The sequence below is a fragment of the Accumulibacter sp. genome, from assembly GCF_029255125.1.
In the GTDB taxonomy this organism is placed as follows: Bacteria; Pseudomonadota; Gammaproteobacteria; order Burkholderiales; family Rhodocyclaceae; genus Accumulibacter.
On sequence record NZ_JAPUVR010000129.1, the window covers coordinates 1 to 18183 of the forward strand.

Genomic DNA, 18183 nt, shown 5'->3' on the forward strand with positions numbered 1-18183 from the left:
AGCCGCAAGATGTCGGAGAAGGAGATCAAGGAAGCGCAGGCCAAGGGACGGCAACCGGTCGAGCACATCATCGGTTATGACGCCCTGGCCATTTTCGTGCACAAGAACTTCCCCGGCAACTCGATCACGCTGAGTGATCTGGCACGCATCTATGGGCGCGACGGTGGGGCCGGCAAGTGGAGTGACCTGGGGATCACGATACCCGGCTGCAAAGGCGACATCGTCGTCGTCAGCCGACAGAACAACTCCGGTACCTACGCCTACTTCCGTGAGGCGGTGCTCGGCGAGAAGGGCAAGTTCCGCCAGGGCACGCTCGACATGCACGGCTCGAAGGACGTCGCCGACCTGGTCGAGAAGACGCCTTGCGCGATTGGCTACAGCGGGCTGGCCTACGTCACCGACCACATGAAGGCGCTCTGCGTCGCCTCGGCGGCCGGCAAGCCCTGCATCAAACCGACCGAACAGACCGCTTTCGACGGCACGTATCCGATCGCCCGTCCCCTCTTCATGTACACCAATGGCGAACCAGCCGGCGAGGTCAAGAAGTACCTGGACTGGATCAAGAGCAATACCGGTCAGTGCATCATCGAGAAGGAAGGCTACGCACCGATCAAGAAGACCACTTGCAAGTAGTCCCCTGGCCGGCGGCTGCCGGCCGTCTACGCCTGTCCGCGGCAAGCCCGAGTTTCTGCGCCTGAGGAAAAAGTCGCAATGAGTCATTACGAAGAACGTATCGAGAAAGACCTGTCGAAGATCCGCCAGCAACTGGCCTTGCTTGCCAGCCAGGTGGCAAGCGCACTGACCGACGCGGTGCATGCCTTGCTCGCCGACGACGACCCGCTGGCCTACGCAACCATCCTCGCCGACAACCGGGTCAACGCGGTAAGCAACGAGCTCGACCGGATGTGCAACGCGTTCATCGGCGTGCACCTGCCGAGTGGCGGGCACCTGCGCCTGATGTCGGCGGTCATTCACGCCAATGTCGCGCTCGAGCGGGTCGGCGACTACGCGGTCACCATCTGTCGCGAAGCCGTCCGCCTGGCCCGCCCGGAGGGAACGATGGCGCGCGAGATCGAGCTGATGGCGGGTGAATCGCGCCAGATGCTGCAGCAGGCCGTCGCCGCGTTCGTCGAGGGCAACGCCGATCAGGCAAGGGCGACGATGAGCATCGCCGATCAGGTCGAAAGAACTTTCGACATGGCCTTCGTCGATCTGCTCGCCGCGCGCGACGACTTCAAGGTCCAGGATCTATTCGCCTACCTGACCGTATTCAATTCGCTGGAAAGGGTTTCCGATCAGGCGAAAAACATTTGCGAGGACGCAGTTTATGCGGTGACCGGCGAGGGCCGCGGCCCCAAGTTCCATCGTATCCTCTTTCTGGATGAGGATAACAGCCTGCTCGGCCCGCTCGCCGAAGCGATCGCGCGCAAGAACTTTGCCCAGTTTGGCGAGTACCACAGCCGTGGGCGTCGCGCCGGGGTGTGTACGCCACACACCTTGGCCGCCTTGCAGGAAGTGGGCATAGACCTCGCCCGCCACCAGCCGCAGGCGCTGGGCCGCCATCATCAGGAGCTCGCCAGCTACCAGCTCATCGTCAGCCTGCAGGGGCCGGTGAGTTCGTACGTCGAGCAGATTCCCTTCCATACGGTGGCGCTCGAGTGGCGGCTCACGCAAAGTCCCGGCGAGAACGCCGACCTGCGACCGCTGACGCGCGAAGTCTCGGCGCTGGTCAACCGGCTGATGGCGACGCTGCGCGGCGAGGAGAGCGACTGACATGACGACTCGCTCACCGACGCTGGCGCACCGTGCTGCTGCCCGTCCCCTCGCTGGCTTCGATCGCCGCGACGCGGACTGGTACATCGACAAACTGGTTGCCGCGGTCGTCTTCGTCTGCGGCATCTCGGCCATCCTTTTCGTCCTGGGAATCTTCTTCTTCGTCACCAAGGAAGGCATCGGCTTCATCTTCACCAAGCTGGATTTCCGCGAGTTCTTTCTTACCCCGTACTGGTCGCCGAGCGACGCCGAGGATCCGGAGTACGGCATCCTGGCGCTGATCGCCGGCACGGCCAGCGTCACCGGCCTGGCCATGCTCGTCGCCGTACCCTTCTCGCTCGGCGCGGCGATCTTTATCGCCGAGTTCGCCAGCGGCAAGACACGCGAGGCCTTGAAGGTGCTCGTCGAACTCCTCGCCGCCATCCCGTCGGTGGTCTGGGGTTTCATCGGCCTGGTCATCATGAATCCGCTGCTGATCAAGTGGTTCGATATCCCGGTCGGTCTCTGTGTGCTCAACGCCGGAATCATTCTCGGCCTGATGGCGGCGCCGATCATGACCTCGATCGCCGAGGATGCGCTCAAGGCGGTTCCCGACCGCTACCGCGAGGCGGCCGAGGCAATGGGCGCGACACGTTGGCAGGTGGTCTACAAGGTCGTCCTGCCGGCGGCCAAGAACGGTCTGCTGGGCGGCGTCCTGCTCGGTGTCGGTCGCGGCTTTGGCGAAACGATGGCCGTCCTGATGGCCACCGGTCACGCGGTCAACATCCCGGACAGTCTGTTCGATTCGGTGCGCGCGCTAACCGCGACGATCGCCGCCGAGCTGGGTGAAGCCGTCGTCGGCGGCGAGCACTATCAGGTGCTGTTCACGATTGGCATCTTTCTCTTCCTGATCACCTTCATCATCAACCTGAGCGCCGATCTGATCGTGCGCGGCATACGCAAGGGCTAAGCCATGACCACTGCCAACCCAGCGCTCTTTCAGGCGAGCGACCTGAACCAGCGCAACGCCCGCGTCCAGCAGCGCTTCCGGCTGCTCTTCGGGCTCATGACGCTGCTTCTCATCACGCCCGTCCTGCTCATCCTCGCGACACTGCTCGTCAAGGGGGGCGGCGCGATCTCCTGGGAGTTCCTATTTACCGCACCAACCGACGGCATGCGCAGCGGCGGCCTCTTCCCGGCGCTGCTCGGCACTGTCTGGCTGGTCACCGTCGCCCTCCTGCTCTCGGTGCCCATCGGTGTTTTCGCGGCCATCTACCTGAGCGAGTACGCCGGCGACAACTGGTTCACGCGGATCATCAACCTGGCGATCATCAACCTGGCTGGTGTCCCGTCGATCGTTCACGCGCTTTTCGGCCTGGGCGCCTTCGTCCTCTTCTTCAAGTTCGGCACCAGCATCCTGGCCGCCAGCCTGACGCTGGCGGTGATGACGATGCCGGTGGTCATCGTCGCCACGCGCGAGTCGCTGCAGGCTGTCCCGCCCGCCTTCCGCGAGGCTTGCTGGAATATGGGAGCGACACGCTGGCAGACGATCCGCCGCGTCGTTCTGCCCAACTCGATCACCGGCATCCTCACCGGCGTCATCCTCGAAGTGTCGCGCACCGCCGGCGAAACCGCGCCGATCATGTTCACCGGCGCCGTCTTCTTCACGCCCTTCCTGCCGCACAGCGTCCTTGACCAGACGATGGCGCTCTCGCTTCACCTGTTCGTCGTCGCCACGCAGGTTCCCGGGATTGCCGAAGAGCTTCCCTTCGGCGTCGCTCTGGTGCTCATCGGGCTCGTTCTGACCATGAACAGCGTTTCGATCGCATTCCGCATGTGGCTGAGGGGGAAAAAGAAATGGTAGAACTCGCGGGGCCGGCAGCGGCCACCGACGGCGCCCTGGCGGCGGTTGCCAGAGCGCCGAACAAGCTCGAAGTGAACGACCTGACGATCCGCTACGGCAGCACGGTGGCGCTGCGCAAGGTCAAGCTGTCGATCCGTGAGCACGAGATCTTCGGCATCATCGGCCCGGCCAACGCCGGCAAGACCTCGTTCCTCAAGGCGATCAACCGGATGGACGTGTTTACCACGGGCATGCAGGTCGACGGCGAGATCCGTTTCAATGGTCTGGACACCCGCCACCTGAAGAACGTCTACGCGCTGCGCAGCCGGATCGGGGTCGTCTTTCCGCTGCCGGTCGGTCTGCCGATGACCGTATACGACAACGTTGCCCTTTCGCCTCGCCTGCGCGGCATCCGCGAGAAGGCCGAGCTCGACGTGATCGTCCAGCGCTGCCTGACGCGCGCGGCGCTCTGGGACGAGGTGAAAGATCGCCTGCACGCACTCGGCAGCCTGCTCTCGGGCGGCCAGCAACAGCGCCTGACGATCGCCCGCGCGCTCTCGCAGGAGCCCGATCTGCTGATGCTCGACGAGTTCTCGATTGCTGTCGATCCGGTAACGACGATGCGCATCGAGGACGTTCTGAAGGATTTACGCCGGGAAGTGACGATCATCCTGGTCACCAACCTGGTGCAGCAGGCGCGCCGCCTGGCCGATCGCACGGCGTTCTTCCTCGCCGGCGAGTGCGTCGAAATCGGCATCACCGAGGATCTCTTCACCGGCGAGGTAAAGGACCAGCGTACCCGCGACTATGTCGAGGGGCGCTTTGGCTAGCCGACCCACACCGCCCGCCACCGCGCACGGCATTGCTCCGCAAGGACCCGATCGACGATGAACACTGAACCGAATGCTGCCCTGCTGCAGCCCCTTCCCTCGCATGGCCGCCATGCTATTGCCAGCGAAAAGCTTAACCTGTGGTACGGCACCTTTCAGGCGCTGTACGACGTTGATCTGCGCATCCGGGAAGGCCTGATCACCTCGATGATCGGCCCTTCCGGTTGCGGCAAGAGCACCTTCCTGCGCAGCGTCAACCGGATCAACGAGCGCCTGGGCTACGTGCGCATCGAAGGCAGCGTGCACGTCATGAACGAAAACATCTACGCTCCGCAGGTCGAACTCGTGCAGGTTCGCAAGCAGGTCGGCATGGTCTTCCAGCGACCGAATCCCCTGCCCATTTCGATTCGCGACAACATCCTCTTCAGCCACCGATTGCACGCCAAGGGCGGCGGCGACGTGGTGCAGGGAACGGCGGACGAAATCGTCGAGCAGTCGCTGCGCCAGGTCCTTCTCTGGGATCAGGTGAAGGACCGCTTGCGGCGCAGGGCGACCGAGCTCTCGCTGGAGGAACAGCAGAAGCTGTGCATTGCTCGCCTGCTGCCGGTGAAGCCGAAAATCCTCCTGATGGACGAGCCCTGCTCGGCGCTCGACCCCAAGGGCACCGAGGCGGTCGAGGAGCTGCTCTGGGAACTGCGCGGCGAGTATACGATCCTGATCGTCACGCACAACATGGCGCAGGCACGGCGGGCCAGCGAGGAGTGCGTGTTCATGCTGATGGGCCGGGTGGTCGAGCACGCGCCCACCGAGCAGGTCTTCGTCACCCCGCAACATCGGGAGACCGCCGACTACATCGAAGGGCGTTACGGTTAGGCAGGGCTCGCCCAGCGTTTCCGCCCGGCGCGCCCGGGCTGTTGCCGGGCCGGCTTACGCCTGCGCGTGATCCGCCGGCGGCAGCGGGCGATCGCCGACGATGCTCACCAGCACCCGGCGGTCGTGCCGTGGACCGTCGAACTCGCAGAAGAAGATGTTCTGCCAGCGCGAAAGACCCAGGCGCCCATCGATCAGCGGGATGGTCACCGACGGACCGACCAGCCCCGCCTTGAGATGAGCGTCGCCGTTGCCGTCCTGCTGATCGTGCCGCCAGACGCCGCGCGGAATCAGCTTGGCAAGCAGATCGACGACGTCGGTCTGCACCGATTCATCCCAGTTTTCCTGGATCATCATCGCCGCCGTGGCACCCTGCGCATAGACGCAAACGAGACCGTCGACGACGCCGCTGGCGCGTACAGCGGCGCGCACCTGATCGCTCAGGTCGATCAGCTCCTCACGCCGACGCGTGGCTAATTCGAGTCGATGGTGCGTCGTGTTCATCGCTTCCTCCTCGCCCGCGGGTCCGCCGGGCTAGCGCCGCAGGTAGGCGAGCGCGCTCGGCAAGCTGACATTGTTGCCGAAAGCGTCTTCGCCGTAGCCGTTCCGCGCGAGCAGGTCGAGGTCGGCCAGGACGCGCCGGTCGCCGATGAAAGTCACCGTCAGATCGGTCCTGATGTCGAGCTGGCCGGTCGCCTGAAGGTGGGCGATCTCGGCTGTGGCATTCTCCAGCCCGCCGCCCGCGCGTCGACCAATCTCGGCCGAAAACTGCAGCGGCTGACGGTAGAGCACGATCCTTCCCTCACCGGCCAGTTGCTGAATCACCGAGCGCACGGCATCGGCCGTGTCCGCCGGCTCGCCCGCCTCGCCGGGACGACGAACGCGGGCGATCTCCCCGGCCAGCCAGCGGCGCTTGCCGGCGTTGATCGTCTCGTTGGCGCGAAAGAGCTCAAAAGGCGAAGCGGCATCGAAGCGCGTACCGCCAAGATCCATCACGACCGCGCTTCCGTAGTGCGCCACGATACGCGCGACCAGATTGGACGGACGCACATGGAAGCCGCGGTAGGTCGGCACCGGCACCTGCAGCTCGGCCAACTCGGCGTAGCGGCGCAGGATGTCCCGGCAGAGGCTTTGCCCGCCCGCCAGGTAGTCGCTGGCAAAGGCCAGCGCGTAGCCGAACAGCGTCGCCATGATCAGTTCGCGATCGACCCCCGGCAACCTCCGCGGATCTCCATCGCCCGGGAGTGGACCGAGATGCCGCTCGTAGAAGTGGGCCAGGTCGGTGGCGAGGTCGAGCAGGTGATAGACGACCGTCGCGTGGCCGCGCAGGATCGGCAGCTTGGCGTCGGAACTCTCGATTCCGGTCGCCGCGACGTGCGTGTCATAGAGCGACTGCAGACTGTGGAAGCGAAAGACGAGCTGACGCAGGCGCTCCTCGCTCACCGGGTCGGGGAAACAAGCGCTCCATTCTTCGGCTGCAAGCTGTGCCGCGCTGCCCAGCCAGTCGGCCTCGGCCGCCAGATTCAGGAACTCCGTCGCCAGATGCGTTACCGTGCTCGCTGCGTCACCGCCCTGGCGCTCGTCGCTGGTGTGCGCCAGGCGACCGGGCGGCAGCTTTTCCGCGAAATCCGCCGACGCCCGAGCGCTTGCGCGCCGCTCGATACCAAGCGCCTGCGCCTCATCGAGCAAACGGGCGGCGATTTCGCGAATCCCGCCGCACATCTGGTGCAGCCGCGCGCTGCTCGCCGAAGCAAAATCACCGCGCACCGGCAGCAGCCGGTAGGCCGGCAGGCGCCGCCGAATGCAGGCGAGCACCTCGGCAAAGCGAGCCATGTTCTTCAGCGCCGCGATCAGCGAACGAAAGCGGCTCCATTGGCGATTCCGGCACGCGCCGTATTCGTCGAGCAGCGCCTCGACCTGTTTCGACTCCAACAGCAGTCGGCCGATCAGCGGGCGCGTCAGGATCGGCTCGGCCGGCTGCGTGTTCGTCAGCCCGTCGGCGAGTTCGAGCAGTGGCCGGCAGAGCTCGCTGACCAGACCAGCAAACTCTCGGTCGCCGATCAGCCTTTCCTCTGGTCGTTCGGCCTCCGGCAAGAGCGCGTTCAGGTCGTTCATCGTTTCATGTCGGCGTCGATGCCGCTTCGTCGTCGGACGCTGGCAAATGTTCCAGTTCGAGTGCCGCGCGCGCCACCAGTTGCTCCGGCAAGGCGGCCTGCACCGAAACGCCGAGACGCTCGAAGTCTTTTGCCTGACTGATCAGGTTGCCTTTACCGGTAACCAGTTGGCCCATCGCCTTCTGGTAGGAATCTTTTGCCTTGTCGAGCTGGCTGCCCACCGCTTCCATGCTGGCCAGGAATCCGGTCAGCTTGCGGTAGACCTTGGCGGCACGGTCGGCCAGTTCGGCGGTATGCGCATTCTGTTCCTCGAAACGCCAGAGCTGGCGGACGATATTCAGACTGGTCAGCAAGGTCGTCGGTGTGGCGACCAGCACGTTCTGCTCGATGGCTTTCTGGAACAGGCTTTCGTCGGCACGCAGCGCATCGACGAAAGCGGATTCGATTGGGACGAACATGAAGACCATTTCTGGTGTGTTCAATCCCGGCAGGTCGAAGTAGGCGCGGTCCGCCAGCTCCGCGATGCGGTCGGCCAGAGCGTCGATATGTTCGCGCAGGGCGCGTTGGCGTTCGCCCTCATCCTCCGCATTGACGTAGCGGGTATAGGCGTTCAGCGAAACCTTGGCGTCGATCACCAGGTGCTTGCCCTGCGGCAGATAAACGACGACGTCCGGGCGCTTGCGGCCCGCCTCGGTCGCGAAGCTGAGCTCGCGCCGGAAATCTCTGCCCTCGCGCAGTCCCGAACGTTCGAGGACGTTGCCCAGCACCAGTTCGCCCCAGTTGCCCTGCTTCTTCGCCTGTCCCTTGAGCGCGGTCGCCAGGCCATGCGCCTCCTCGGTGATCTGCCGATTGAGGTCCTTCAATTGCGCCAGCTCGGCGCGCAGGCTGGCCCGCTGCTCGGTATCCTGGCTGTGAATCTCCTCCACCTTCGCCTTGAACTCGCTCAGGCGCTCCTTGAACGGATCGAGGATCTGCCCGATGTTGGTCTGATTCTGTTCGGCGAAGCGCCTCGCCTTCTCTTCCAGAATATCGTTGGCGAGCGCCTTGAACTGGTTCGACAGTTCGTCGCGGGCAGCGACGAGCAGCGCGAGCTTTTCTTCCGCCTGGCTACGCTCGGCGGCCAGGCGGGTATTCAGTTCGGCTAGCGCCGTGCCCAGTTCGCTGACGCGTGCTTCTGCCTGGCCGCGCAGCGCGTGCTCGCTCTGCCAGTCGTCACGCAGGCGGGCGAGTGTCTCGTGCTCGGCCTTCAGCTCGGCGCTCAGGCGCCCGTTCAGCTCGCGCAATTCCCCGGCGCGCAGTTGCGCTGCCGCGAGCGTTTCCTCGACTCCGGCCAGCCTGCTTTCCAGCCCGGGAATCCGGCTGGCGCGTTCGGTCAGCATCGCCAGATCGTCACGCGCCTGGTCGAGCGCTTCTCGCCAATCAGCAGCCTGGGCGCTCACTGCCGCGTGCGCCGCATTCAGCCGGGCAAGCTCCGCCTCGCTGGCACGTGCCCGTTCGCTAGCCCTGGCCAGGTCGATCGTCACTTCGGCGCGGCCCTGTTCGGCGGCCGCGGCAATGCGTCCGTGCAAGAGCAGCCAGGCAATCACGATGCCTGAGCAAAGACCAATCGCAGCGCTGATCAGGTAAAGATATGGGTTATCCATGATTTTGACCGGGTGCTTACCGGCGCGGGGCACGCTGGCCGGGCTGCCGGCGCCCGTTTGCGGGCAAAAAAAACCCGCCGGAGGCGGGTCCCTGATTGCGTGCCTGAAAGCTTCAGGCGCGTGAGATATTCGAAGCTTGCTTGCCCTTCGGGCCCTGCGTCACGTCGAAGGAAACCTTTTCGCCCTCTTTGAGGGTCTTGAATCCACCCATGGCGATCGCGGAGAAATGCGCAAAGAGATCTTCACTGCCATCATCTGGGGTGATGAAGCCGAAGCCCTTGGCGTCATTAAACCACTTCACTGTACCTGTTGCCATATTACTACTTCCTTGAAAAAAGACTGAACCCGGGCGTTACCCGACTTGCATGCTTCTAATTCGGCAACGTTTGCGGCGGGCACTCACGCTTGGCGAAGTGGCAACCGACGTTCAAATTAAAAACATTTGGCCTTTGTACGCCAAGTGAGGGTAATGCGTCAAGCTTTTTCGCTGATCGCCCCCGGCGCGCAGCCGCCAGCAGCAAGAAAGCAGTATTGCGCATCCGCCAAGACTGGTTAGAATTAGACCATGGCAACGAAGCATCAGGACGGCTCCCTACTCGAAGCAAGACGCACGCGACTGACGCCACCCCCCCTCTACCGGGTCGTGCTGCTGAATGACGATTTCACCCCGATGGACTTTGTCGTCACGGTTCTGCAGAGGTTCTTTGCCATGAACCGCGAACAGGCGACGCGAATCATGCTCAAAGTGCACACCGAGGGGCGGGGGGTGTGTGGAACGTACCCGCGTGACGTCGCGGCGACGAAAGTCGAGCAGGTCACGGCCTTCGCACGGGGCAACCAGCATCCGCTGGCGTGCGTCATGGAGGAGAACTGAAAATGATTGCGCAAGAACTTGAAGTCAGCCTGCACATGGCCTTCGTCGAGGCGCGGCAGAAGCGGCATGAGTTCATCACGGTCGAACATCTCCTACTTGCCCTGCTCGACAACCCGTCGGCGGCGGAAGCCATCCGTGCCTGTGGCGCCAGCATCGACCAGTTGCGCAAGGATCTCGTTCGCTTTGTCGGCGAGCACACGCCGACGGTAGCCGGTGACGACGACATCGACACGCAGCCGACGCTGGGTTTTCAGCGCGTCATTCAGCGCGCCATCCTGCACGTCCAGTCTTCCGGCCGCAAGGAGGTCAACGGGGCGAACGTGCTGGTCGCGATCTTCGGCGAAAAGGACTCGCACGCGGTCTATTATCTGCAGAAGCAGGGCGTCACCCGTCTGGACGTGGTCAACTTCATTTCGCACGGGATCAGCAAGGTCCCGCAGAACACGCCGCGCAACGAACAGGAAGTCGAAAGCGAGGCTGAACAACCGGGATCGGCCGGCCCGCTCGAAACCTATACGATCAACCTCAACGCGCTCGCCCTGCAGGGCAAGATCGACCCTTTGATCGGGCGCGATCAGGAGCTTGAGCGGGTCATCCAGACGCTCTGTCGGCGGCGCAAGAACAACCCCTTGCTGGTCGGCGAAGCGGGTGTCGGCAAGACGGCGATTGCTGAAGGGCTGGCGCGCCGCATCGTCGAATGCGAGATCCCCGAGATTCTCGCCAAGGCCAACGTCTACTGCCTCGACATGGGTTCGCTGCTCGCCGGAACCAAATACCGCGGCGACTTCGAACAGCGCTTGAAAGCGGTCCTCAAGCAGCTCACCGAGAATCCACAGGCGATCCTGTTCATCGACGAGATTCACACGCTGATCGGCGCCGGATCGGCTTCCGGCGGCACGCTCGACGCGTCCAATCTGCTCAAGCCCGCGCTGTCGACCGGCCAGTTGAAGTGCATAGGAGCGACCACCTACAACGAGTACCGCGGCATCTTCGAAAAGGATCACGCGCTGTCGCGCCGTTTTCAGAAGATCGACGTCAATGAGCCGTCGAGCGCCGAGGCGATCGAAATTTTGCGCGGACTGAAATCGCGCTTCGAGACGCACCACGGGATCAAGTACTCGAACGCCGCGCTCGCCTCGGCCGTCGAGCTCTCGGTGCGCTTCATCACCGACCGCCACCTGCCCGACAAGGCGATCGACGTGATCGACGAGGCAGGCGCCGCGCAGCGCATCCTGCCCAAATCGCGGCAGAAGAAGCTGATCGGCAAGATCGATATCGAGGAAATCGTCGCCAAGATCGCGCGCATCCCGTCGACGCACGTCTCGAGCGATGACCGCAACAATCTGCGCAACCTTGAGCGCGACTTGCGCGCGGTGGTTTTCGGGCAGGAGGCGGCGATCGACGCTTTGGCCAGGGCGATCAAGATGGCGCGCTCCGGCCTTGGCAACCCGACCCGACCGATCGGCAGCTTCCTCTTTTCCGGCCCGACCGGCGTCGGCAAGACCGAGGTTGCCAAGCAACTCGCTTACTGCCTGGGCAACGAGCTGGTGCGTTTCGACATGTCCGAGTACATGGAACGGCACGCGGTTTCGCGCCTGATCGGCGCCCCACCCGGCTACGTCGGTTTCGACCAGGGCGGGCTGCTCACCGAGGCGATCACCAAGAAGCCGTACAGCGTCCTCCTGCTCGACGAGATCGAAAAAGCGCATCCGGACATCTACAACATCCTGCTGCAGGTGATGGATCACGGCACGCTCACCGACAACAATGGGCGCAAGGCCGATTTCCGCAACGTGATCATCATCATGACGACCAATGCCGGGCAGGACGCCATCCAGCGCGCGACCATGGGCTTCGCCGTGACCCGCCAGGCGGGCGACGAAATGGCCGAGATCAAGCGCATCTTCAGCCCCGAATTCCGCAACCGACTTGACGCGACGATCTCCTTCCGCGCGCTCGATCACGAGGTTATCCTGCGCGTCGTGGACAAGTTCCTGATGCAGCTCGAAGCGCAATTACACGAGAAAAAGGTCGAGGCGGTGTTTACACCCGAGCTCAAGGAGCATCTGGCGGCGCGCGGTTTCGACCCCTTGCTCGGGGCAAGACCGATGGCCCGGCTGATTCAGGACACGATCCGCGCTTCGCTCGCCGACGAACTGCTGTTCGGGCGCCTGGCCAACGGCGGCCACGTCATCGTGACGCTCGGCGAGGACAACAAGGTGAAGCTGATCTTCGAGGAGCAGGCAGAGGTGATCAGTTGAACGACTTCACCGTTCTGCTTTCGCCTGGCGAAACGCCCTGGCGCTCGGCGTTGCGCCATCGCTGGACATCTTGGCAAAGGGAAGCGAGATGACTTTCAAGACCCCTGATCTGCTTGACGACCACGAAGACGAGCTGGCCGCCGGCAGCGTGCGTGTCGTCACCCCGATGTTCCGCTCCTACGGCGGGCGGCGCTCGTTCGCCGGGCGGATCGTCACGCTCAAACTGTTCGAGGACAACTCGCTGGTGCGCGAAGCACTGGCCGAAAATGGCCAGGGCAAGGTGCTGGTGATCGACGGCGGCGGTTCGCTGCGCTGCGCGCTGGTGGGCGATCAGTTGGCGCGGCTGGCGCACAAGAACGCCTGGGAAGGAATCGTCGTCTATGGCTGCATCCGCGATTCCGACGACATCGGCGGCATCGACCTGGGCGTCTTCGCGCTCGCCACGCACCCCTTGAAAAGTATCAAGAAGGGCGTTGGCCAACGCAATCTGGCGCTAAGTTTCGGCGGCGTCGTCTTCCGCCCCGACGAATGGCTCTACGCCGACGCCGATGGCGTGATCGTCAGCGCCACTCGGCTGGTGGATTAGCAGGAGGATCGCTGGTGAGCGCTGGCATCGAACTGCTGCGGGCCATTCGTAGTGGCCGTCTGGGCGATGTTCGCCGCGTGCTCGACGCCGGCGCACCGGTCGAACTCGACGATGGGCGGGGCGACCCTGGTTTGCCGCTCGGCGTCGCGTGTTTCATGGGTTACGTCGATATCGTTCGCGAACTGGTCGGCCGCGGTGCGCGCGTCAATGTGGGAAACAACGCGCAGCCGACTTCTCCCCTGTCCATGGCCATCCGCGGCAACCGAACCGATGTCGTCAAGGCATTGATCGAATTGGGCGCGGTCGTACCGCCCGGAATGAAGACCGGGCTGAGCGAACAGGACTTGATGATCGCTCGCTGGCGCGGCCAGCAGTACGGATCGGTGGCCGGCAAGACGACCAGTCCGAGCCCGACGGACGCCGATCAGCCGGTTTTCGAGGAAATCGAAATGCCGCGCTGTTACGGTACCGATACCGCTGTGCTCGACGCGGATATGGTGCGCGCGGCACGCGAGATGGACAAGAAGCACCGCTAGCGACGGCTGCTCCGCGCTGCTGGCGCCGACCGCCGCTGGGCGGCTGCCCGCGGCAAACTCCCGGCGTATCGTGCCGGCGTATCGCGCAGGAGGCCTTGATGAGGAAAACCACGTTTCTGGCTGGAACGCTGCTCGCCCTCGCGTGCGCCGTGCCGGCTCTTGCTGCCACGCTGCGCGTCGGGCCGGCTGAAGAGATCCGGACGCTGAACGAGGCGGCCATGCGCGCGCAAGACGGCGACACGGTCGAAGTCGTCGCCGGCGAATATCGCGGCGATGTTGCCGTGTGGAAGCAGAAGCGCATCACGATTCGCGGCGTCGGCGGGCGGCCGCGCCTCCTGGCTATGGGCTCTGCCGCCGAGAACAAGGCGATATTCGTCGTGCGCGGCGAGCAGGTGCACATCGAGAACATCGAGTTTTTCGGCGCCCGCGTACCGGACCGCAATGGCGCCGGCATCCGGCTCGAGGGCGGCGCGCTGGTCGTCGTCGATTGTCGTTTCATCGACAACGAAAACGGCATTCTGACCGCCAGCGACGAACGCATATCGCTGACCGTGCGCGGCAGCGAGTTCGGCCACAACGGTGCCGGCGATGGGCAAAGTCACAACCTCTACGCCGGCGCCATCGGCCTGCTCGAGGTGCGTGGCAGCTACTTCCACCATGCGCGCGTCGGACACCTGCTCAAGTCGCGCGCGAAGGAAAGCCGTATCTACTACAACCGCCTGACCGACGAGCCGGGTGGCCAGGCGAGCTATGAACTCGAGTTCCCCTCCGGCGGCCGCGCAATCGTCGTCGGCAATCTGATCCAGCAGGCCAGTTCGAGCGAGAATTCGACGATCGTCAGCATCGGCGCCGAAGGCCCCCGCTGGCCGGTCAATCGTCTCTTCCTCGCGCACAACACGCTGGTCAACGACCGCCCGCAAGGCGTCCGCACGCTCGACTTGCGCAATGGCGTGAGCGGCGTATTGATCAACAACCTGCTGCTCGGACCCGGCATGACGCTGGATTCGGTCGAGGCCGTCCGCCGCGGCAACGCAACCGGCACTTCCGCCGACCTCGCTGCACTCCGCGGTGATGAGCTCTATCGCCTGCGCGAGGACTCACCGCTGCGTGGCACGGTGGCACCAGCGGGTCGCATCGACGAGGTCGAGCTGACGCCGGATGGCGAGTATCTGCATCCGCTGCAGACGCGGACGATTGCCCCGGATGTCTGGTCGCCCGGTGCCTATCAGAGCACACCGCGCGCCCGGACGAAATAGCCGGCGGCCGCCTGTCTGCTCCCGCATAGCGCACACTTTACGGCGGCTTCGCCGAATCCGCTGGGCGGGCTTTCAGCGCAGGGCAGCCGGCGCCGCGTCCGCCCGATGAATCTCCTCTGGCAGGTCAAGCGCGACGAGCAGCGCGAGATAGAAAAGAAACGCTACGCGCGGTACATCGAGCAGGCTGTCGAACAGACCCACGACCAGGAAGCCGACGATCGCCGCGACGAGCGCGGCCGACATGCTGTGGTCGCGCGCGCTGCCCAAGGACACCCGCCACAGCCCCGCCAGGACAAGCGCGGAGAAGAGGACGAGCCCGACCCAGCCCTGCTCGAAGAGCACGTGCAAGAACATGTTCTTCATATGCCAGGGCAGGTGGTGCCGGTCACTGGAAGAAAACCAACGCGCCATTCCGCGCGCAAAGTCACCATTGGCCAGCAACTCGCGTCCCCCGGCGTCGCGCGCGCTGAGGTTGTCAAGTTCAACCAGACCGCCGCTGGTATTGACGCCAACCGAGAAGGTGATGAAACGCGGCGCAAAGAAATCGCCGCTCGACAAACCCGCACCTGGCAACTGCAGTTCCACCGGCTGCCATTTCCCGGCTTGCGCGCTCACCGGCCGCACGCCGATCATGCACGCACCGTCGTCGTAGAGCAGATGCTTGCGGCAGATCTCGAAGTGTAGTCCGGTCGCCATCGCCGAGCGAACGTCCGCGCGCACGCTGACCGGCCCGACGAAGGGAGCCACCCGCTGCGAAATGCGGAACAACTCGCCCCAATCGATCGGGTGCTTGCCACCGGTCAGCACCAGGTAGCGCTCGCCGCCCTCCTCGCGCAGACGGTAGTCGCCGACCTGATCCTTGAGCTTGCCCGAGAGGAAATGGTTTGCCGGGTAGCGGCCGGTACCTTTACCGAAGGCCCAGGTCAGCGGGTCGTCGAGCAGAGCCAATCCGGCCGACCAGTGCGCCAGGCGGCCGTCGAAATCACGCGCACCGGTAGCGAAACGCTCGCTCATGTACGCGCCACCAAAGACAACGCCGACCGTCGTCGCCAGCGCGGCCAGCGCACCGAGCAGGCAGCCCTGCCAGCGCAGCGACTCGGGCCAGCGCGCGGCCTTGCTGCGCCCCGCCAGCACGGCCGCCGCCAGCAGCAAGATGACGACCAGCGCCATTGGCGCGAGAGCCGACGCGCCGCCCCAGTGCCAGGCGACGAGCAGCATCGCGGCAAGCAAGCTCAACCAGGCCGCCAGGAGCAGCGCTGCCGAGCGCGACAGGCGCGTCGCCGCTGATCGCCGCAGTGCGCCGAGCAGCGCCAGTGCCCCAGCGACCCAGGCCAGCGCATACGCCACGTACGGCCCCTTGGGCAGCAGGTAGGCAAGCAGCACGAGTGCCAGCGACAACACCAGGCCGGCCAGCGCGCCGACCACGCAGCCACTTGTCGGCATACGGCGCAGCGGTGTGGCCATCGGCAGCAGCAAGGCGACTGCGCCGAACAGTGCCAGCATGCCGCGGTAGCCACTGGTCGGGAAGATGGCGACGGCGGCAACGCCGAACCCTGCACCGATCAGCCAGGCCGCGCTACCACCGCTGGCGGCGCTTGCCGCGCTGGCGGGAGGGCTCAGCCGGCGCGCCGATTGCGCACGCAAGACAGCGAGCGCGAGCAAGCCGATCGGCACCGCCAGGTAGACTGCGCGCGAAAACGTGGTCAGACAGGCATACGCGCCGAGCACCACGGCCGCCGCGGCGATCGACCATCGCCAAACGCCAATCGGCCGCAACAGTTCGCGTACGGCGAAGGGCATCGTCAGCACCAGGAACCCGTCGAAGGCCGCTCCGCCGACGTGCATCTCCCAGAACAGCGCCGTCCCCCGGTAGTCGCGCGAGAAGTCGGCCAGGCCGGTGTACGCCCACCGTTCCCAGAGCGCCAAAAGCGCGACGATCAGCAACCCGCCCGCCAGCCCGCTCCCCAGCCACTGCCCTGCGCGCTCCGGGCGAGCCCGCAACTGGATGCGCCACAAAGGCGCGAGCAGCATGGCGAGGAAAAAGCTCTTCGCCACGCGCAGGCTGTTCATCGGCTCGTGGTAACCCTGCCACCAACCCCAGATGAAGCCGCCCGCGTCGGCAAAGCCGCGCGTCATGCTGACGATCAGCGCCGCGGCAAAGCTCGCCACGAGCAATCGCTTGAGCGCGGTCGCACCGCCGGCGGCGCCGGCCGCTGTCAGCGAAGCCGCCCGGTCGCCACGCGCATAGGCACCGGCGGCAACCGCGAGCACCGCCAGATCGAGTTCTTCGAAAGTCAACCAGCCGGTCCACGGCATCAGCCCGATCGCCGGCAGCGCCACTGGCAGAACGACCAGTCCGGCCAGCGGCCGCCAGGCGGAGAGCAGCGCCAGGGCGCCGCAGATGCTCAAGGCAAGCGTGCCCGACAGCGGGTGATGCCAGGCGAGCGCAGCACAGAGTGCGAGACAGATCAGCCCCAGAGCGGCGTGCATCAAGCGTGTAAAGCCGCCGCCCGGGGCTGAGGTCCGGCGCCGGCGTGGAGCTCGCGACGAGGCGCGCTGCGCCGCAGGGGCGGACGGACTCGGCGAGGCGGGGACGGATGGCGCGGCCGGGTCAGCCATGACGCCTTGACCGGGAAGGCCCGCGTCGGGCGCCGACCGGCGCCGGCTCGCTGGCCAAGGTGGTCCAATGTGTGTTGCTGCTCAAGTATCCACTCCTTGCCAACCGGCGAAGCTCAGCCTCCGCGCTGCACCCATGACCAGCGTGTCTTTTTCCGCAATCCTAGGAGCTTTGACCGGTCGCTGCAAGCGTGCCGGACAGGCCGACGTTCCGCTGGCCACGCCCTTCGGCCGCCAGCGCAGGGCTTGCGCCTCGGCAAGCGCGGCCGCTTCGGACCAACGGCGTCAAGCGCTGCACGCGTACGCCGCGCGCGTGTCGGCCACCGGGCCGGCGCGTGAAAATTGAATTGTATTGAGCCGATGATCCTACTTGGCACACGGCCTTGTCCTGTGCCATGATCCTAAGAACCGCAGTTACCAGCGTGCAAACCGGCCGAACCTCAGGCAATGTGTGGCTTTTTGTCGGATGAGAGAGGTCACCAGATGGGTGAGGCGAAACGGAAGCTGGAGAGGCGCAAAGAAATGCTTTTGTCGTGTGCTGGCGCGCAGACGATGGCGGGCAAGGTTCAGGTGCGTTGGGAGACGGCAAGTGCAGCGACGCCAATGGGTCAGTTGGCCTGCTTCATCCAGTTTCTACATCTGACGGGGCTGTGGTCACGGTGGCTGGCAGGCTGCCCACTGACGTACGACAGCCCGAACGCGCCGTCGATCGCGGACGTTCTGGGCACGTGGATGCTGTCGATTCTATCGGGGCACCGGCGCTATTCGCACGTCACGACCATCCGGGCGATGCGGTGAATCCTGGCTTGCTGGAGATGAGCAAAGTCGTTTCTGAGGACGCTCTCGGCAAGGGGTTGCTGCGGCTTCCGGAAGCTACTGGGACGACCTGGCTCGACGGGCATCTCGACGAGAGCACGGGGGCGCTGCTGGACGCCGCGTGGATTCTCGACACCGACACGACCGTCAAGGTGCTGTACGGTCACCAGGAAGGCGCCGTCGTGG

At 64.9% G+C, this 18183-nt stretch carries 17 protein-coding genes and 1 pseudogene; 13 read left to right on the forward strand and 5 right to left on the reverse strand.

Translation table 11 applies throughout. The annotated features are described in order from the left end of the window. From Q1L59_RS13755 to Q1L59_RS13780, 6 genes are all read left to right on the forward strand, one after another. On the forward strand, positions 1-633 hold a 633-nt coding region (locus Q1L59_RS13755), incomplete at its 5' end, for a phosphate ABC transporter substrate-binding protein (protein ID WP_300333163.1). Positions 634-711: 78 nt separating this feature from the next. Next, positions 712-1773 (forward strand): PhoU domain-containing protein, encoded by a 1062-nt coding sequence (locus Q1L59_RS13760; RefSeq protein ID WP_300333165.1) that lies wholly within the window; start codon positions 712-714, stop codon positions 1771-1773. A 1-nt stretch (position 1774) separates the two neighbouring features. Further along, the gene (gene pstC, locus Q1L59_RS13765; protein ID WP_300333168.1) at positions 1775-2722 is read left to right on the forward strand and encodes a phosphate ABC transporter permease subunit PstC; all 948 of its coding nucleotides are present in this window, start codon (positions 1775-1777) and stop codon (positions 2720-2722) included. 3 nt (positions 2723-2725) lie between these two features. Continuing rightward, positions 2726-3616: a phosphate ABC transporter permease PstA gene (pstA, locus tag Q1L59_RS13770; protein ID WP_300333170.1), complete on the forward strand. Its 891-nt coding sequence runs from the start codon at positions 2726-2728 to the stop codon at positions 3614-3616. Next, positions 3610-4425, forward strand: a complete 816-nt coding sequence (locus Q1L59_RS13775; RefSeq protein WP_300333173.1) for an ATP-binding cassette domain-containing protein — start codon at positions 3610-3612, stop codon at positions 4423-4425. Before pstA ends, Q1L59_RS13775 begins: the two co-directional genes overlap by 7 nt. A gap of 57 nt (positions 4426-4482) precedes the next feature. Next, positions 4483-5298: a phosphate ABC transporter ATP-binding protein gene (locus tag Q1L59_RS13780; RefSeq protein ID WP_300333175.1), complete on the forward strand. Its 816-nt coding sequence runs from the start codon at positions 4483-4485 to the stop codon at positions 5296-5298. A gap of 54 nt (positions 5299-5352) precedes the next feature. On the opposite strand, the gene Q1L59_RS13785 is transcribed toward Q1L59_RS13780, so the two are convergent. From Q1L59_RS13785 to Q1L59_RS13800, 4 genes are all read right to left on the reverse strand, one after another. Next, positions 5353-5799 (reverse strand): secondary thiamine-phosphate synthase enzyme YjbQ, encoded by a 447-nt coding sequence (locus Q1L59_RS13785; protein ID WP_300333177.1) that lies wholly within the window; start codon positions 5797-5799, stop codon positions 5353-5355. A gap of 30 nt (positions 5800-5829) precedes the next feature. Further along, a complete protein-coding gene (locus tag Q1L59_RS13790; RefSeq protein WP_300333179.1) occupies positions 5830-7410 on the reverse strand; it encodes a hypothetical protein in 1581 nt (526 codons plus the stop codon). A 4-nt stretch (positions 7411-7414) separates the two neighbouring features. Continuing rightward, positions 7415-9052 carry a DNA recombination protein RmuC gene (rmuC, locus tag Q1L59_RS13795; RefSeq protein ID WP_300333181.1) on the reverse strand — a complete coding sequence of 546 codons (1638 nt, stop codon included), beginning with the start codon at positions 9050-9052 and terminating at the stop codon, positions 7415-7417. A 112-nt stretch (positions 9053-9164) separates the two neighbouring features. Further along, positions 9165-9368, reverse strand: a complete 204-nt coding sequence (locus tag Q1L59_RS13800) for a cold-shock protein (protein ID WP_300333183.1) — start codon at positions 9366-9368, stop codon at positions 9165-9167. A gap of 249 nt (positions 9369-9617) precedes the next feature. Between Q1L59_RS13800 and clpS the strand changes: the two genes are divergently transcribed. The 5 genes from clpS (at position 9618) to Q1L59_RS13825 (ending at position 14565) form a co-directional block, all read left to right on the forward strand. Next, positions 9618-9926: an ATP-dependent Clp protease adapter ClpS gene (clpS, locus tag Q1L59_RS13805; RefSeq protein WP_300333185.1), complete on the forward strand. Its 309-nt coding sequence runs from the start codon at positions 9618-9620 to the stop codon at positions 9924-9926. A gap of 2 nt (positions 9927-9928) precedes the next feature. Further along, positions 9929-12187, forward strand: coding sequence for an ATP-dependent Clp protease ATP-binding subunit ClpA (gene clpA, locus Q1L59_RS13810; RefSeq protein ID WP_300333186.1), 2259 nt, complete (start codon positions 9929-9931; stop codon positions 12185-12187). An 88-nt stretch (positions 12188-12275) separates the two neighbouring features. Further along, positions 12276-12773 carry a ribonuclease E activity regulator RraA gene (gene rraA / locus Q1L59_RS13815; RefSeq protein ID WP_300333187.1) on the forward strand — a complete coding sequence of 166 codons (498 nt, stop codon included), beginning with the start codon at positions 12276-12278 and terminating at the stop codon, positions 12771-12773. Positions 12774-12787: 14 nt separating this feature from the next. Continuing rightward, the gene (locus Q1L59_RS13820; protein ID WP_300333189.1) at positions 12788-13309 is read left to right on the forward strand and encodes an ankyrin repeat domain-containing protein; all 522 of its coding nucleotides are present in this window, start codon (positions 12788-12790) and stop codon (positions 13307-13309) included. Between the two features lie 98 nt (positions 13310-13407). Then, a complete protein-coding gene (locus tag Q1L59_RS13825; protein WP_300333190.1) occupies positions 13408-14565 on the forward strand; it encodes a hypothetical protein in 1158 nt (385 codons plus the stop codon). A gap of 72 nt (positions 14566-14637) precedes the next feature. Here Q1L59_RS13825 and Q1L59_RS13830 read toward each other — a convergent pair whose 3' ends face one another. Next, positions 14638-17055 carry a hypothetical protein gene (locus Q1L59_RS13830; protein ID WP_300333192.1) on the reverse strand — a complete coding sequence of 806 codons (2418 nt, stop codon included), beginning with the start codon at positions 17053-17055 and terminating at the stop codon, positions 14638-14640. Positions 17056-17664: 609 nt separating this feature from the next. Between Q1L59_RS13830 and Q1L59_RS13835 the strand changes: the two genes are divergently transcribed. Continuing rightward, entirely contained in the window at positions 17665-17979 is a 315-nt protein-coding gene (locus tag Q1L59_RS13835) for a hypothetical protein (RefSeq protein ID WP_300333193.1), read from the forward strand. 17 nt (positions 17980-17996) lie between these two features. Continuing rightward, positions 17997-18183: pseudogene (locus Q1L59_RS13840) on the forward strand (transposase); the annotation flags it as partial.

What these genes read in the sequence shown, in the direction of transcription:
- Q1L59_RS13760 (WP_300333165.1), top strand. Translation starts at nt 712, where the DNA reads ATGAGTCATTACGAAGAACGTATCGAGAAAGACCTGTCGAAGATCCGC.
- pstC (WP_300333168.1), top strand. Translation starts at nt 1,775, where the DNA reads ATGACGACTCGCTCACCGACGCTGGCGCACCGTGCTGCTGCCCGTCCC.
- pstA (WP_300333170.1), top strand. Translation starts at nt 2,726, where the DNA reads ATGACCACTGCCAACCCAGCGCTCTTTCAGGCGAGCGACCTGAACCAG.
- Q1L59_RS13775 (WP_300333173.1), top strand. Translation starts at nt 3,610, where the DNA reads ATGGTAGAACTCGCGGGGCCGGCAGCGGCCACCGACGGCGCCCTGGCG.
- Q1L59_RS13780 (WP_300333175.1), top strand. Translation starts at nt 4,483, where the DNA reads ATGAACACTGAACCGAATGCTGCCCTGCTGCAGCCCCTTCCCTCGCAT.
- Q1L59_RS13785 (WP_300333177.1), bottom strand. Translation starts at nt 5,799, where the DNA reads ATGAACACGACGCACCATCGACTCGAATTAGCCACGCGTCGGCGTGAG.
- Q1L59_RS13790 (WP_300333179.1), bottom strand. Translation starts at nt 7,410, where the DNA reads ATGAACGACCTGAACGCGCTCTTGCCGGAGGCCGAACGACCAGAGGAA.
- rmuC (WP_300333181.1), bottom strand. Translation starts at nt 9,052, where the DNA reads ATGGATAACCCATATCTTTACCTGATCAGCGCTGCGATTGGTCTTTGC.
- Q1L59_RS13800 (WP_300333183.1), bottom strand. Translation starts at nt 9,368, where the DNA reads ATGGCAACAGGTACAGTGAAGTGGTTTAATGACGCCAAGGGCTTCGGC.
- clpS (WP_300333185.1), top strand. Translation starts at nt 9,618, where the DNA reads ATGGCAACGAAGCATCAGGACGGCTCCCTACTCGAAGCAAGACGCACG.
- clpA (WP_300333186.1), top strand. Translation starts at nt 9,929, where the DNA reads ATGATTGCGCAAGAACTTGAAGTCAGCCTGCACATGGCCTTCGTCGAG.
- rraA (WP_300333187.1), top strand. Translation starts at nt 12,276, where the DNA reads ATGACTTTCAAGACCCCTGATCTGCTTGACGACCACGAAGACGAGCTG.
- Q1L59_RS13825 (WP_300333190.1), top strand. Translation starts at nt 13,408, where the DNA reads ATGAGGAAAACCACGTTTCTGGCTGGAACGCTGCTCGCCCTCGCGTGC.
- Q1L59_RS13830 (WP_300333192.1), bottom strand. Translation starts at nt 17,055, where the DNA reads ATGCACGCCGCTCTGGGGCTGATCTGTCTCGCACTCTGTGCTGCGCTC.
- Q1L59_RS13835 (WP_300333193.1), top strand. Translation starts at nt 17,665, where the DNA reads ATGGGTGAGGCGAAACGGAAGCTGGAGAGGCGCAAAGAAATGCTTTTG.